At 48.6% G+C, this 15,029-nt stretch carries 13 protein-coding genes and 1 tRNA gene; 5 read left to right on the top strand and 9 right to left on the bottom strand.

All coding sequences use genetic code 11. From position 1 onward, the window contains the following. Positions 1–2: 2 nt before the first annotated feature. The gene (gene dapA, locus ACFQ1C_RS02190; protein ID WP_379556896.1) at positions 3–875 is read right to left on the bottom strand and encodes a 4-hydroxy-tetrahydrodipicolinate synthase; all 873 of its coding nucleotides are present in this window, start codon (positions 873–875) and stop codon (positions 3–5) included. A gap of 293 nt (positions 876–1,168) precedes the next feature. On the opposite strand from dapA, the gene rsmC reads away from it, so the two are divergent. Further along, on the top strand, positions 1,169–2,191 hold the full coding sequence (gene rsmC / locus ACFQ1C_RS02185; protein WP_379556895.1) for a 16S rRNA (guanine(1207)-N(2))-methyltransferase RsmC: 1,023 nt from the start codon (positions 1,169–1,171) through the stop codon (positions 2,189–2,191). Positions 2,192–3,060: 869 nt separating this feature from the next. Here rsmC and ACFQ1C_RS02180 read toward each other — a convergent pair. After that, positions 3,061–3,145, bottom strand: a tRNA-Leu gene (locus tag ACFQ1C_RS02180). A 225-nt stretch (positions 3,146–3,370) separates the two neighbouring features. On the opposite strand from ACFQ1C_RS02180, the gene ACFQ1C_RS02175 reads away from it, so the two are divergent. Further along, positions 3,371–3,871, top strand: a complete 501-nt coding sequence (locus tag ACFQ1C_RS02175) for an RDD family protein (RefSeq protein ID WP_379556894.1) — start codon at positions 3,371–3,373, stop codon at positions 3,869–3,871. Positions 3,872–3,973: 102 nt separating this feature from the next. Here the strand turns inward: ACFQ1C_RS02175 and lptG are convergent, their stop codons facing one another. Together lptG and lptF are read right to left on the bottom strand one after the other, a co-directional pair. Beyond that, positions 3,974–5,044, bottom strand: coding sequence for an LPS export ABC transporter permease LptG (gene lptG / locus ACFQ1C_RS02170; RefSeq protein WP_379556893.1), 1,071 nt, complete (start codon positions 5,042–5,044; stop codon positions 3,974–3,976). After that, the gene (gene lptF, locus ACFQ1C_RS02165) at positions 5,044–6,156 is read right to left on the bottom strand and encodes an LPS export ABC transporter permease LptF (protein WP_379556892.1); all 1,113 of its coding nucleotides are present in this window, start codon (positions 6,154–6,156) and stop codon (positions 5,044–5,046) included. Before lptF ends, lptG begins: the two co-directional genes overlap by 1 nt. Before the next feature lie 161 nt (positions 6,157–6,317). On the opposite strand from lptF, the gene pepA reads away from it, so the two are divergent. From pepA to ACFQ1C_RS02150, 3 genes are read left to right on the top strand one after another with little or no spacing between them, the layout of a single operon-like run. Next, positions 6,318–7,829 (top strand): leucyl aminopeptidase, encoded by a 1,512-nt coding sequence (gene pepA / locus ACFQ1C_RS02160; protein ID WP_379556891.1) that lies wholly within the window; start codon positions 6,318–6,320, stop codon positions 7,827–7,829. A 2-nt stretch (positions 7,830–7,831) separates the two neighbouring features. Continuing rightward, positions 7,832–8,278 (top strand): DNA polymerase III subunit chi, encoded by a 447-nt coding sequence (locus ACFQ1C_RS02155; RefSeq protein WP_379556890.1) that lies wholly within the window; start codon positions 7,832–7,834, stop codon positions 8,276–8,278. A gap of 4 nt (positions 8,279–8,282) precedes the next feature. Then, the gene (locus ACFQ1C_RS02150; RefSeq protein ID WP_379556889.1) at positions 8,283–11,147 is read left to right on the top strand and encodes a valine--tRNA ligase; all 2,865 of its coding nucleotides are present in this window, start codon (positions 8,283–8,285) and stop codon (positions 11,145–11,147) included. 84 nt (positions 11,148–11,231) lie between these two features. Here the strand turns inward: ACFQ1C_RS02150 and ACFQ1C_RS02145 are convergent, their stop codons facing one another. From ACFQ1C_RS02145 to ACFQ1C_RS02125, 5 genes are all read right to left on the bottom strand, one after another. Then, positions 11,232–12,527: a methyl-accepting chemotaxis protein gene (locus ACFQ1C_RS02145; RefSeq protein WP_379556927.1), complete on the bottom strand. Its 1,296-nt coding sequence runs from the start codon at positions 12,525–12,527 to the stop codon at positions 11,232–11,234. A 339-nt stretch (positions 12,528–12,866) separates the two neighbouring features. Continuing rightward, entirely contained in the window at positions 12,867–13,079 is a 213-nt protein-coding gene (locus ACFQ1C_RS02140) for a glycine zipper 2TM domain-containing protein (RefSeq protein ID WP_379556888.1), read from the bottom strand. Positions 13,080–13,200: 121 nt separating this feature from the next. After that, the gene (locus ACFQ1C_RS02135; RefSeq protein WP_379556887.1) at positions 13,201–13,596 is read right to left on the bottom strand and encodes a hypothetical protein; all 396 of its coding nucleotides are present in this window, start codon (positions 13,594–13,596) and stop codon (positions 13,201–13,203) included. 116 nt (positions 13,597–13,712) lie between these two features. Continuing rightward, complete coding sequence (gene rraB / locus ACFQ1C_RS02130; RefSeq protein WP_379556886.1) at positions 13,713–14,057, bottom strand: ribonuclease E inhibitor RraB; 345 nt, start codon at positions 14,055–14,057, stop codon at positions 13,713–13,715. A 103-nt stretch (positions 14,058–14,160) separates the two neighbouring features. Continuing rightward, entirely contained in the window at positions 14,161–14,898 is a 738-nt protein-coding gene (locus tag ACFQ1C_RS02125; RefSeq protein WP_379556885.1) for a 1-acylglycerol-3-phosphate O-acyltransferase, read from the bottom strand. Positions 14,899–15,029 lie beyond the last annotated feature (131 nt).

Below are 15,029 nucleotides of genomic sequence, written 5' to 3'. Positions count from 1 at the left end.
AATTAAATCAGCTCTAGCTTTTCCATTACGTTACGGATCTGCGCTTTAGTGCTGTCTTGCAACGGCACCACAGGAATGCGGCATTCTTCGCTCGCCAAGCCTAACAGCGACAGCGCATATTTAGGGCCGGCAGGGTTCGGCTCTAAAAAGAGTGCCTGATGCAGTGGCAGCAGCTTATCTTGCAAAGCGCGTGCTTCTTCCCACTTTCCAGATAAGGTGAACTCTTGCAGCTGAGCACACAGGCGTGGCGCCACGTTCGCAGTCACCGAAATACAACCCTGACCACCACCTACGTTATAAGCGACGGCAGTGCCATCTTCGCCAGATAGCCAAGCAAACGGCTTTTTGATCACTTGACGCTCAGACCAAGGGCGCAACAAGTCACCAGTGGCGTCTTTCACGCCGACAATGCGGGGCAGCTCAGCCATGCGCGCTAAGGTATCTGGCTTAATGTCTACTACGGCACGCGGCGGAATATTATAGACAATAATCGGCAGTTCGGTGGCGTCATGCAGCATTTTAAAATGCGCATACAAACCATCTTGATTAGGACGGTTGTAATAACCCGCCACATGCAAAGTAGCATCGGCCCCTACACGTTGGGCACAGTTACTGTATTCGATGGCCTCAACCGGGTTATTAGAGCCTGCGCCGGCAATCACCGGCACACGCCCTGCCGCTTGCTCGGCGACAATTTCAATAACACGACAATGCTCATCGTGAGTTAGGGTTGGGCTTTCACCCGTGGTACCCACTGGCACTAGACCGTGAGTTCCCTCTGCTATGTGCCAGTCAACCAAGCGTCGCAATGCCGCCTCGTCAATACGAGTACCGTCAAAGGGGGTTAAAAGGGCAACTAAAGAACCGCGAAACATGGAAACTCCTTCTCCTGGCTAGAGGATTAAAAAATTTAAATAAAAAACCCCGGCTGCTGTTGCATCACCGGGGTTTGAGAACATCTTGTCTTAAAGAAGATCAGGCGTCGGTTACGCAACAGAAGTGGCCGCTTTTCGTTTAAGCGGTTTTTCCTGTTTACGTTTCATTGCAAAAAGCATGGGCATCACCTGCTAAAGACCTTGTCTCGCATCTTTTGCTAATGACCGACAAATGTCAAGAGGGCGCGAGATATGTATAATGCACAACCAAATAATTTAGTGTGGAACCCGAGATGCTTAAGGCCTTAACCACGGTTAGCGAGATGCTAGCTCGTAACCTAGATGTACTCAGTCAGCAACCCCTGTTGGTCTGCGGTCTGCTAGAAGATAACCTACCCGCTATGCTGGCCGATGCGGGCCCTGCGCCTCGAATTTTTACCACCGATTATAGTTATTATCAGTGGCAAAAAAATCAGGGTGTAACCGATATTGAGTTTGGCACTCAGCCAAAACCGCACGCAGCCAGCGCACTGTTACTGCTTATGCCTAAGGCTAAGGCCGAAGCCGAATATTTATTAGCAGCCTGCTTGCCACTGTTGGCTGAGAGTGCTCAAATATTTATTGCCGGTGATAATAAAGGCGGTGTTAAATCAGCCCCTAAATTATTGGCCCCCTACTGTGATCAGGTGATTAAGCTCGACAGCGCACGACGCGCCAGTTTATATCAGGCTCAGCTTATCCGAACAGCTGTACCGCTAAAACAGACCAGCTGGCAAAAGGGATACATCATAGAGCAACAACAGCTGCAGGTGTGCACCCTGCCCGGCGTATTTAGTGCCGGTCATCTCGATTCGGGCTCGCGTTTGCTGCTCGATAACCTGAAGCCGCTAAAAGGGCGTGTGCTCGACTTTGGTTGTGGTGCAGGCGTGATTGGTGCCAGCTTACTGAAGCGCCACCCTGAGCTAATGCTGGAGTGCATAGACATTAATGCGCTGGCATTAGAAGCCACTCGTCTAACGCTTGCAGAAAACCAGCTAGATGCCAAGGTCTATGCCAGTGATGGGCTAAGCCAAGTAACAGGCCCTTTTAATCATATTATTGCCAACCCGCCGTTTCATGCCGGCTTAAAAACCTTTTACCACACCACAGAAACACTGCTGACTACGGCGAAAGATTATCTTGCACCAGGCGGCTCGTTAACGCTAGTAGCCAACGCCTTCTTGCCCTACCCCGAACTTATCGAAAAGAGCTTTGGTCATTGCGAGACATTAGCAATAAACGGCAAGTTTAAGATTTATCACGCGACTCGTCGGTAAGTGAAGAAAAACAGATAGCGCCGAGCACCCAGCACCAATCATAGCAAAGAGCGGTGCTTTGTTTTAGCTGGGTGCTTAGCGCTAGGCGCTGTACTTCAAATATTGACGAGCGGAAAAATTCTATAGTATTCGTAGATATTGGAGGTGCGAGGGTGCGGAATTGGTAGACGCGCTAGCTTCAGGTGTTATACCAATCAGGAAAACTAACTGATCAGATTTTTATGTCTTCTGTAGATACTCTGTTGGGTGTCAAGGTCTCACGTTAGTTTTGTAGGTTGGTCTCTTTTAGGCCGTGCCACCATTATTGTGCGAATAAATTCGCCCCTACAAAAAACAAGGAGCCATCCTGATCGTAGGGTCGATTTCAATCGACCAAAAACCATAGCACGGCCTAAAGAGGTCGAATACTCCTTGCCTAAATAAGGCGACCTTACGCTCGGGGTTGGTTGGTATTTACCATTTATTTTGTGCTTTTACTTGGATAAATATTAGCGCTTAAAGCTGACCTTTGTACTTCTAGCGCTCAACTTCAAAACAGATCACATACTTACTTAGATTGGTATTAGTGCCTTCGGGTGTGGGAGTCTCCCATTCGCACCACTATTGTTTATTGTACAGTATTGTCTTATGCAGTGTAGCTAACGGCCAATACGGCTAGACTCCTTTGCTGTTCATCTCTTTATCTCAATTTTCTATTTAAAATAATGCGCATTATAATTTTTATTTGATGACTTGAGAGGAAAAGCAGGATCGTTAAAAAATCAGAGATCTGATTTAATTTTTAATAAAAAATATCTATTATTAGATAATATTAACTTTGAAGGGAAATTAATAAAGCAGAAATACTTGATAAGATTATAACTTTAAAGTGGTAGCGGTGGGCGGACTTGAACCGCCACGCCCGAAGGCAACGGATTTTGAATCCGTCGTGTATACCAATTTCACCACACCGCCACTGCTTGTTGCTTGCTTCACCTTGGTGAGCGAGATGAATTATACTTATTCAAACGCGCGCCGCAAGTAGATTATTACTTTTTCATTCTGACTGCGCATAAATTGTGCACTAGTGGGTAATTTAGCGTTTAACGGTACAAAAATGACCGAGAGCCATCGCTTTTGCTAGAATGCGTCTACATAAATTTTCAACCTTAACTTTTCAACACATGGCGGTAGCGAGTGATGTCTTCTTATTCGGATTATGTGGGCTTGCCTCGGGCGGGGTTAATGCGTCGGTTAGCAGCATGGATGTATGACCTACTGGTGGTCGTTTCGCTGCTGATGGTGACCGGTTTTGTCTACTTTGGGGTAACCGTCCTAGCGCTAAATATGGGCTGGATAAGCTTGGGGCCTTATGAAGATACAGCGGCACTATTAAGCGCCAGCCGCTGGTACCAACTGTGCTTACTAGCGGTAGCACTGTTTTTTTATTGCTGGTTTTGGCGTACTAGCGGCCAAACCATTGGTATGCGTGCTTGGCGGTTACGGGTACAAAACACCGATGGTCGCCGGCTGCGCTTAGCACAATGTATTATTCGTGCCGCCAGCGCTCTCTTGGGCTTGGGTAACTTATGGCTGGTATTCAACCCGCGCACCAAGTTGGCACTACAAGACAAAGTAGCCGACTGCGAAGTGATTATGATGAGCAAAGAGTTAAATAAGCAGTTGTTAGATAAAACATAGCCCTAAGCCATCAGTTAAAAACAACAATAAAAAAACACAGGACCACCACAGGCCTGTGTTTTTCTGAGAGCTGACGGCTGTTCGCTTAAAGCTGCCGAAGGCTTAAGTTCTTCTATTAAGCAAAAATAGCGCGATGACGATAAACAGCAAACTAGGTCCGAGCGCACCCAATATAGGAGGCACGTCATAGACCAAGCTTATCGGGCCAAACACCTCGTTAGCCACATAAAAACTAAAGCCAAATAGGATGCCCATTAACAAGCGAGCGCCCATGGTCACGCTGCGCAGGGCGCCAAATACAAAAGAAGAGGCAAGCAACATCATGGCCACCACCATGACGGGCTGCAGCGCTTTACGCCAAAACTCCAAGGCATAAAGGCCACTCTCTTGGCCGTTATCTTTTAGGTAACCTTGATACTCCCATAACCCACGCATAGATAGCTCATTAGGGTCTATCGCCACCACCCCCAGCTTTTCGGGAGTCAGACTTGTCTGCCAGCCCCTTTGCTCATGGTGTTCGGTTTCAACAGATACTCCGTAGTTAAACAAGGTATCTGTCACATTCGTTAGCAGCCATTGCTGATCTTGATACTGTGCACTGGCGGCTTGAGTAATACGTTTGAGCTGAGTGTCATTGTCAAAATAATACAGCGTAATACCCGTTATAGTACCGTCACGGCGGGCTTGGCCGATATTAATATACGCGTCATTATCTTTGGCCCAGACCCCATAAACCGATAACACCACTTGGCCATCGGAGCGAGCTTGAGTGCGTAAGTCATCCGATGCCAACTTAGTCACAGGTGCCACATACTCGCCGATTAGCATAATAATCAGCATCAGTGGCAACGTGGTTTTCAGAGTGCTCATCACGATATTAAAACGAGAGCGCCCTGCTGACTGCATCACCACCAGCTCACTATTACTCGCTAATTGCCCCAGGCCAATTAATCCCCCCAGTAAGGCGGCAATAGGAAAGAACAGCACAATTTCTTGCGGCATCGACAGCAGCACATAATAAAAAGCCGATAGCAAAGTGTAACTGCCCTCGCCTACGCTGCGTAGCTGCTCTACATAACGAATAATGGCAGACAGCCCCACTAGAGTGAGTTCGCACAGCAACATGGCCATCAATACCGTCCGGCCAATGTAGCGATCAAAAATAGTTAACATTAGGCTGCCTTCTTACTATTAAATTTTTCTCGTGTACGACTCCACCACGCCGTTTCTCGTAAGTTAAGCGGCAAAGCCACCAATAACAAAAAGACGATAGGTACCGTATAGAGCCCTGGGTAGATGGGCAGACTTCCCGCTTCTACCGCCGAACGAGAAGCACTTTGTAGTAAAAAGTAAGCTAGATACAATAAAATAGCAGGCAACAGCTTGGCATAACGCCCTTGCCGAGGATTAATCACCGCCAATGGCACCACGATCAGTACCAGCACTAACATGGATAAGGGTAAAGATAGTCGCCATTGTAGCTCGGCTATATCTTCTAATTTATTAGATCGACCTAACTCCTTGCTATCAATCGCTGCTTCTTTACGCTCAACTTCCTCTGCTTCGCTGGCACGAATATAAGCGCTATATTCATCAAATTCGGCCACATCAAACTCTCGCGTTCCCGGCACGCCACTGTAGCGATGTCCTTTATCAAGCGTTAGCCACTGGCCGCCGTCACGCTCTTGAAAACGCCCACTGTCGGCCACTATGATACTGGGAGCTTGCTCAGTCTGCGCTCGCTGCACCACAAACAAACGACTTAACCCACTGTTATCAAGGTTTTTGGTATTCAAGTTTTCAACATAAGCAACCACTCGCCCTCCATCCAAGCTCATAAAGCGCGCTTCACGCAGCAGCGCAAAACCAGGATCGGCCTTTACCTCTTCTCTTATCTGGTACACTTGTGCCTTAGACCACGGGTTTAGCCATAATGAGTTAAACAATGCAGCCCCAGTCCAAAACAATGCCAGCACCAAAGTGACGATCATAATTTTCCCCGGCCCAATGCCCACCGCTCGCATCACCGTCATTTCACTGTCGGCATACAGACGGCCATGGGCGAACAATATGCCTAAAAACAAACTAATAGGTAGCATTAGCGTGGTCATGTCAGGCATGTTCAGCAGTAAGAGTTTACCAATCAGAGCGACGGGTATGGTGCCATTAGCTGCGCCCCCCAGAACCTCGATAAAATTCTGGCTGACGAAGATAAGCAACAGCACGAATAACACAGCTAGCTGTGTTTTTAGGGTTTCCCAAAACAAATAACGAAATGCAATCACCGCTAATCCCAGTGTAAACTTGTCTTTTCAATGGAAACGCTTAAGAATAAGCGTAAAATTACGATTTTCGCACATTAAGCTCGCGAAAATCTGCCTGTTTTTGCGTCGATCATCATTATCGTTGATCTCACGCTCATTGTCTTCAAGCTCTAGGAGAATCCATGGAGTTCAGTGTTAAAAGTGGTAGCCCAGAAAAACAACGTAGCGCTTGCATCGTTGTAGGCGTATTTGAACCCCGCCGTCTGTCTCCGGTAGCCGAACAGCTGGATAAAATCAGCGACGGTTACCTAAGTTCACTGCTACGCCGTGGCGATTTAGAAGGTAAAGCCGGTCAAACTTTATTATTACACCAAGTACCCGGCGTGCTCAGCGAGCGCGTATTACTGGTCGGCTGCGGCAAAGAGCGCGAACTGGACGAACGCCAGTATAAGCAAATTATCCGTAATACCATCAGCACTCTTAACGATACCGGCTCAATGGAAGCAGTGTGCTTTTTAACGGAGCTGCACGTCAAGGGACGCGATGCTTATTGGAAAGTACGCCAAGCGGTAGAAACGACCAAAGCGAGCCTTTATACCTTTGATCAGTTTAAAACTAACAAAGCCGAGCCGCGTCGTCCGTTACGCAAAATGGTCTTCAACGTACCAACTCGGCGCGAGCTGCCTATTGGCGAGCGCGCCATTGCCCACGGCTTAAGCGTCGCTAAAGGCGTTAAAGTCTGTCGTGACGTGGCCAATATGCCACCTAACGTGTGTAATCCGGCGTACCTTGCTTCCCAAGCCCGCCAGCTGGCCGATGCATGGGATAATATTACAACCCGAGTGATTGGCGAAGAAGAGATGGCAGAGCTGGGGATGAATGCCTACTTAGCTGTTGCTCGTGGCTCGCAAAACGAAGCCATGATGTCGGTGATTGAATATAAAGGTAACCCAGACGCCGAAGCCCGCCCTATTGTATTAGTGGGCAAAGGCCTCACCTTTGATGCGGGCGGCATTTCGCTCAAGCCAGGTGAGGGCATGGATGAAATGAAATACGACATGGGCGGTGCTGCCGCTGTGTTAGGCACCATGAAAGCGCTGGCCGAGTTGCAACTGCCTATTAACGTAGTCGCTATTTTAGCCGGTTGCGAAAACATGCCCGACGGCAACGCCTATCGGCCCGGTGATATTCTGACCAGTATGTCAGGCCAAACCATTGAAGTGCTTAATACCGATGCCGAAGGCCGCTTAGTACTGTGTGATGCGCTTACCTTTGTTGAGCGCTTCGACCCAGAAGTGGTCGTGGATGTGGCGACACTAACTGGCGCATGTATTGTGGCGCTGGGTCATCATACTTCGGCTTTGTTGGCCAACCATAATCCGCTGGCGCACGAATTACTGAATGCCTCCGAGCAAGCCGGTGACCGAGCGTGGCGCTTGCCAATGGGTGAAGAGTATCAAGAGCAGTTGGAAAGCCCATTTGCTGACATGGCCAACATTGGTGGTCGCGCCGCAGGTGCTATTACTGCCGCGTGCTTCCTAAGTCGTTTCACCAAAAAGTACAACTGGGCGCACTTAGATGTAGCCGGTACCGCTTGGGTGAGTGGCAAAAATAAAGGGGCAACCGGTCGTCCGGTGCCGCTGTTGACCCAGTTTTTACTGAACCGGGCCGGCGTTAACAATATCGAAGAGTAGTAATGAGCCAAGGCTGTTTTTATCTGCTGCCAGAGACGGCCAGCCCCGATGCGCTAGTAGCGTGGGTGTGTCATATCACCACCGACTTCTACCGCCAAGGGCTGGGCGTCTTTATTCATGCAAGCGATCAGGCGCAGGCCGAAGCGCTAGACGAACGGCTATGGCAACAACCAGCCGACGGCTTTGTTGCGCATAACTTGCAAGGCGAAGGCCCGCGCCAAGGTGCGCAAGTGATCATCGGTTGGCAAGTGCCACAAAGTGGCCGCGCCGTACTGATTAACCTAGCGCCCCAAGCTCCTGATTTTGCGCGTCGTTTTAAACAGTTAGTTGATTTTGTGCCCTCCGACGATGAGGGTAAACAACAAGCTCGAGAGCGCTTTAAAGCCTATCGTCAGGCCGGTTTTACACTAACAACCGCCCCTGTACCTTCCCAAACTCAAGACGAATAACATCATGGAAAAAACATTTAATCCCAACGCTATTGAGCAGGCCATGTACCAGCAATGGGAAAGCAAGGGCTATTTCAAGCCTCATGGCGACACCAGCAAACCTGCTTACAGCATTATGATACCGCCCCCTAACGTAACTGGTAGCCTGCACATGGGCCATGCGTTTCAAGATACCATTATGGATACCTTGATCCGTTATCAGCGTATGCAGGGCAAAAATACCCTATGGCAAGTGGGCACCGATCACGCCGGTATTGCTACACAAATGGTAGTTGAGCGAAAAATCGCCGCAGAAGAAGACAAAACGCGCCACGATTATGGCCGTGAAGCTTTTATTGATAAAATTTGGGACTGGAAAAAAGAGTCTGGCGGCACTATCACTCAGCAACTGCGCCGCCTCGGCACGTCCGTGGATTGGGAGCGCGAGCGCTTCACCATGGATGACGGCCTGTCTAGCGCAGTTAAAGAAGTATTCGTGCAGTTATACGAAGACGACTTAATTTATCGCGGTAAGCGCTTGGTCAACTGGGATCCGAAACTCAATACCGCCATCTCGGACTTAGAAGTAGAAAATCGCGACCTAAAAGGCCACATGTGGCAATTTCGCTATCCATTAGCCGATGGCGCAACCACCCCGGATGGCAAAAACTATCTGGTAGTGGCCACCACTCGCCCCGAAACCATGCTCGGCGACACTGCAGTTGCGGTCAACCCAAAAGATCCGCGTTATCAGAGCCTGATTGGTAAGTTCATTGAGCTGCCGTTAGTTGGCCGCCGTATTCCGATTGTGGGCGACGAACACGCCGATATGGAAAAAGGCACTGGTTGCGTAAAAATTACTCCTGCCCATGATTTTAACGATGCGGAAGTAGGTAAACGCCATCAGTTGCCGCAGATCAACATACTGACTTTAGATGCACACGTTCGCGAATTGGCCGAAGTATTTACCACTAAAGGTGAAGTCAGCGAGGTGTATTCGAGCGAGCTACCAGCACAGTTTCAGGGCTTGGAGCGCTACGCCGCACGTAAAGCCATTGTGAGTGCACTGGACGAGCTAGGTTTGCTAGATAGCGTGAAAGATCACGACTTAACCGTGCCTTATGGGGATCGTGGTGGCGTGGCCATCGAGCCAATGCTCACCGACCAATGGTATGTACGCGCCGCACCGCTGGCTAAAGTGGCCACCCAAGCAGTAGAAGACGGTGAAATTGAATTTGTACCTAAACAGTACGAAAACATGTACTTCTCTTGGATGCGTGATGTACAAGATTGGTGTATCTCTCGCCAATTGTGGTGGGGCCATCGTATTCCTGCTTGGTACGACAGCGAGGGCAAAGTCTATGTCGGTCGCGATGAAGCCGAAGTGCGTGCGACTTATAAGTTGGCCGCCGATGTGCCATTGACCCAAGACGAAGACGTACTGGACACTTGGTTTAGCTCGGCACTGTGGACCTTTTCTACCCAGGGTTGGCCAGAAAAAACGCCAGATCTTGCCACTTTCCACCCTAGTAGTGTGTTGGTGACCGGCTTCGATATTATTTTCTTCTGGGTGGCGCGCATGATCATGATGACCATGCACTTCATTAAAGATGAAAATGGTAAGCCGCAAGTACCGTTTAAAACCGTGTACGTGACGGGCCTGATCCGTGATGAAAACGGCGATAAAATGTCAAAATCTAAGGGTAACGTACTGGATCCTTTAGATATGATTGACGGTATCGATCTTGAGTCTTTGGTGACCAAGCGTACCGGCAATATGATGCAGCCCAAGCTGGCCGCAAAAATAGAAAAGGATACCCGTACTACTTTTGCTGAAGGCATTGAAGCCCACGGTACCGATGCGCTGCGCTTTACCTTAGCGGCCATGGCCTCCACCGGTCGTGACATTAACTGGGATATGCGTCGTTTAGACGGTTATCGCAGCTTTTGTAATAAGCTGTGGAACGCCTCCCGCTACGTGTTGATGAGCACCGAAGATCAAGACTGCGGCTTTAACTCTGGCGCAAGTACCGGCGAGCTGAGCTATTCGCTGGCGGATCGTTGGATCCAAGCCCAACTGCAAGTGACCATCACCGAAGTGCGTGAAGCCCTAGATAGCTATCGCTTCGACCGCGCCGCCAATGCACTCTATGAGTTCATCTGGCACCAGTTCTGTGACTGGTACTTAGAACTGACCAAGCCAGTACTGTGGCACGGTTCAGAGGCGGAACAGCGCGCCACGCGCAAGACCTTGATTGAAGTGCTGGAAACTCTGTTACGGTTAGCACACCCGATCATGCCCTACATCACCGAAGAGATTTGGCAGCGGGTGGCACCTTTGGCTAATCGTGCTGGCGACAGCATAATGCTGGCCGCCTATCCAAAAGCGGATGCGTCTCTGGAAGATGCGGATGCCATGGCAGATCTGGAATGGGTGAAGCGCTTTATCGTCTCTATTCGTAACTTGCGTGCCGAGATGAACCTTGCGCCAAGCAAAGCCTTATCTGTGCTGTTACGCCCCGCCGGTGACGACGGTCGCCGCGCAACGGACAACGAAGCCTTCTTAAAGGCCATGGCTAAGCTAGACGCCATTACGCATTTAAGCCCAGATGAAGAAGCACCGACCTCTACCAAACAGTTAATTGGTGAGACCGAATTGCTGCTACCCATGGCAGGCTTAATTGATAAAGACGCCGAATTGGCTCGTTTGCAAAAAGAGTTAGACAAAACTAACGGCGAAATTAAGCGTATTGAAGGCAAGCTAAATAACGCCGGCTTTGTGGCTAAAGCTCCTGCCGACGTAGTAGCTAAAGAACAAGAAAAGCTGGATGAGTATCGGGCAGTATTAACCAAACTGGTACAACAGCAAGAGCAAATAGCGAGCCTGTAACGGGTTAAGCGTAAGGCGTGAAACGAACGACGTCTCACTATAGCAATAATAAAAACCGACCTACAAAGGTCGGTTTTTTTATATCTAAACCAGCCCTACCACGGCCTCTTGTACTGCCTGCGCGCCTTGATGAATGTCTGTCATTATCCCTGCTACATCAAGTACTTGTTGCTTACCTTGGTCGGCCACTAGAGTAACGGCTGTAATAGCGGCGGATACTTGTACCGTTAGCTCACGGTTTTGTTGCACTACCTGGCCAATCTCAGCCGTCGCCTTACTGGTGCGCCCGGCTAACTTGCGCACTTCATCGGCCACCACAGCAAAGCCGCGGCCTTGCTCTCCGGCGCGGGCCGCTTCAATTGCCGCATTCAACGCCAACAGATTAGTCTGATCAGCCACGCTGCTGATGGTAGCCACGATTTCTTCGATATTACGCGCTTGCTCATTCAACCGCTGGATCACCAAAGTGGCCTGCTCGAGGTCATCGGCAATCTGCGACGAAGTCGCGACTGAAGCTTGTAAAAAACGGCTACCCTGTTCGGCAATGCTGGCGGTTTGAGTTGCCGTAACGCTGGCCACTTCAGAAGCTTCTCTAGCTTGTTGCCCTCTCTGTACTCTGGCAGTAATTTCGCTAGCAAACTTGATCACACGCGTGACCTTGCCACCATCATCCAGAATCGGGTTATAACTTGCCTCCAGCCAAATCTCGCGTCCTGTGGCATCAAAGCGTTTGAAACGACCCGACTTATGCTGTCCCGAGGCCAGTTCTTGCCAAAAATGGGGCTGCTGTTGATAAAATTCTTCGTCACAAAACAGGCGGTGATGTTGTCCCTTAATCTGCTCCTCTCGATAACTCATGGTACTTAAAAAATTATCATTGGCACTAATAATATTGCCATCAACAGAAAACTCAATCACAGCCATAGAAAGATGCAGCGCACTCAACACCGCTTGCTGAGCATCGAGTCTATGCTGTTTTTCGGTGATATCGCTGGCGATTTTCAATATTTTGACCACAGTTCCCTGTTCATCCAGTACCGGGAAATAGGTTGCTTCCAGCCAAATAACGTCACCTTGGCGGTTGAGACGCGCAAATGCACCGCTTTGAGACTGCCCTTGCCCCAGTTGTTGCCAGAATTCTCGGTATTTGGCACTGTTCACTAGTTGGGGAGCACAGAACATCTGATGATGTGCTCCCTGGACCTCAGTTAGGCTATAACCTACCACTGCCAAAAAGCCGTTATTGGCATCCAGGATTTCACCCTGGGGGGTAAATTCGATCACCGCCATATGAGAACGAATAGCCTGCTGCTCTGCTTTTGCCAAATCATATTGTTGACGACAATGGGAAAGCTCCCGCTTGAGCTTGCTACTCATGATCATGTGATTTTTCTCCTGTTATAGTGCTAGGTATATGAAGTTAGAGACCGCTAGGAAAACATTTACTTTCACATGAAGTTGAATATTTACACTAATAAATATGAGCGCGCAACTTATAATGCCTCATATGAAGCCCCAGTAGTATGATTAACAACCTAATAGCTAACACAGAGAAAACTAGCAGCCTTGTATCTATCGTTTTATGCGGGTGCGGAAGGAAGGTAGTTCGAGATTCAACAATGTGCCGTATCTTTAAACGGATCTTAGCGGCATAAAAAAGGGGAGAAGATATCTATCGATATCTTCTCCCCTTACTGTTCGACTATTGTGAGTCAGTCTTTATTTTTTCACTTGGTTACCGATAATGCCGCCAACAACTGCACCACCAATGGTCCCGGTGGTACTGCCACCCGTAAGTACCGAACCTGCAACACCACCAGCTCCTGCACCAATGGCCGTATTACGATCTCTGTCAGACATATTGCTACATGCTGATAATCCCAACATGAGCACGACTGCACTCGCAGCCAGCACTTTTTTACTGTTTGTCATAGATCATTGCCTCACTCAGTGAATAGTTACATTTTTAGTGTAACTACTTTATTTTCTAATAACCTAACTTAGAGGCCGAGGTCTGTCGAACCCTGTCGCCGCTAACGGGCTAGGGACGCACTTACAACCACAACAAACGCACCACAGCGACGTTTGCCAAACTAACCAGTAGCAAAAAACTCACATAAGTAATCACGAGATAACGAAAATAGTTGTGCCGACTATGCTCGATTAGACCTAACTCTTCTTGGTGAGCTCGGTGCGCATTGGCAATTTTGGTAAATAGCGTCAGTTCAAAATGCATCAATACCAGCGTAATTAATGCCAGCATGCTGCCTAATAATGGTGCGATTAAAATCCAACTTTGCAGTACTTGAGTAATCTCGGGCTTCAGGTAAGGCACCGCCCCCAACAAAACAACGGCAATAGTAATCTGAAACAGCTTTTGCCAGATGTGATCATGACGGTATTTATATTCGTCCCACAGCAACACATGAGGATCGTAAGGGTGACTCATTCAAGCGCTCCTTATGAGCAGTGAGATAAGACGTAAGGGGAGACATAAATCACCAAGCTGCAGTTGCGGGTTTTACACCTAACGTCTCACTCCTCACTCTTTACGGTACCTTACCCTTACTCTTCGAAGTAAGTTCCCCAGCCATCGTATTCGACGCCGTATTTTTCGGCAATTTTTAGTAACTGCTCAATGTGAACCATAATAGCGGCTTCATTCAAGGGCCCTTCCGTGACGGCATCAAAGCACAAAATCACTTGGCCATCTTCTAGCGTAAGCTCTTCGGCGTCAGTCACATCATATTCGGCTTTAAAACAGTCTAGCGCGGCTTTCTCTAAACGAGCAAAGTCTTGACCTGAAAAGTGGTGCTCTATGGTGTACTCCACGTCGGGGTTGCTGCCGTCGTCGATTAGAGAGCTAATAATTTCACGGGTTTCTTCTTGCCATTCTTGTAATGCGGTCATGGGTGGTTCCTGATTAATACTGTGGGGGTGAGACGTAAGGTGTGAGGGGTAAACACCACATTCGAATGATTAGTGTTATGGGTAACTCCTCGCGCCTCACTCTTTACTGTTTACCTTTACTTAAAGGTCGTCGAGCTTCTTGGTCTAGCTCGGCAATGCGCGCTTCAAGTGTCTTGCGACTGTGCTTTAGCAAATCTCGTATTTGATTAGGTGCATATCCATCAACCGAGATCGGCGGCATAATTTCTACAATCAGCTCACCATTATCCCACCGGTTAAGATCTACTTGGCCGAAGTAGCTAGAACAAGCAATGGGCACTAGTGGCACTTTAGCTTGTAAGGCAATGTGAAACGCACCGGTTTTAAAAGGCAATAAGCCTTTCCCCTGACTGCGGGTACCCTCTGGAAACATCCAAATAGACATATTACGCAGGCGGATTTTATCGACCACTTTGCCAATGGTGCTGGCAGCTTTACTTTTATTTTCTCTGTTAATCAACAAGTTGCCACTTAACCAAAATAGCTGACCGAATAAGGGGATCCAAAACAAACTGCTTTTACCGATGGCAACGGTACGCGGCATAACGGCTCCCGTTAGAGCGATAATATCCCAGTTGCTTTGGTGGTTGGCAATATACACCGCAGATTGTAGGTTCTCGGCGTTTTCGTAACCCCTAAACGTCACCTTAAGCCCAATAATAAAGCAGGCCTTATTAAATAACCGCCCCAAAAAACACACATTATTAGGATGACGAGGGCGCAGTAGGCACACTAAGGTACCTAGGATAAACACCAGTACCATGGCCAACGCTAATAACAACAGCCGCAACAGCTTTAACATAGATAAACCTCACATTTTGAGAGTCGGCAGTATACTGAGCAGCCCTGATATGAACAAGGCCCGAACGCTGATCTGCAGCGCCCGAGCCTGAGTTAATGTTTAGCAAGCAATCGTCACTGCCTTGAATGGCG

This window comes from Oceanisphaera ostreae, assembly GCF_042676125.1.
In the GTDB taxonomy this organism is placed as follows: Bacteria; Pseudomonadota; Gammaproteobacteria; order Enterobacterales; family Aeromonadaceae; genus Oceanimonas; species Oceanimonas ostreae.
The sequence above is the reverse complement of the archived record's forward strand: the minus strand, read 5'-3'. Positions and strand labels throughout refer to the sequence as shown.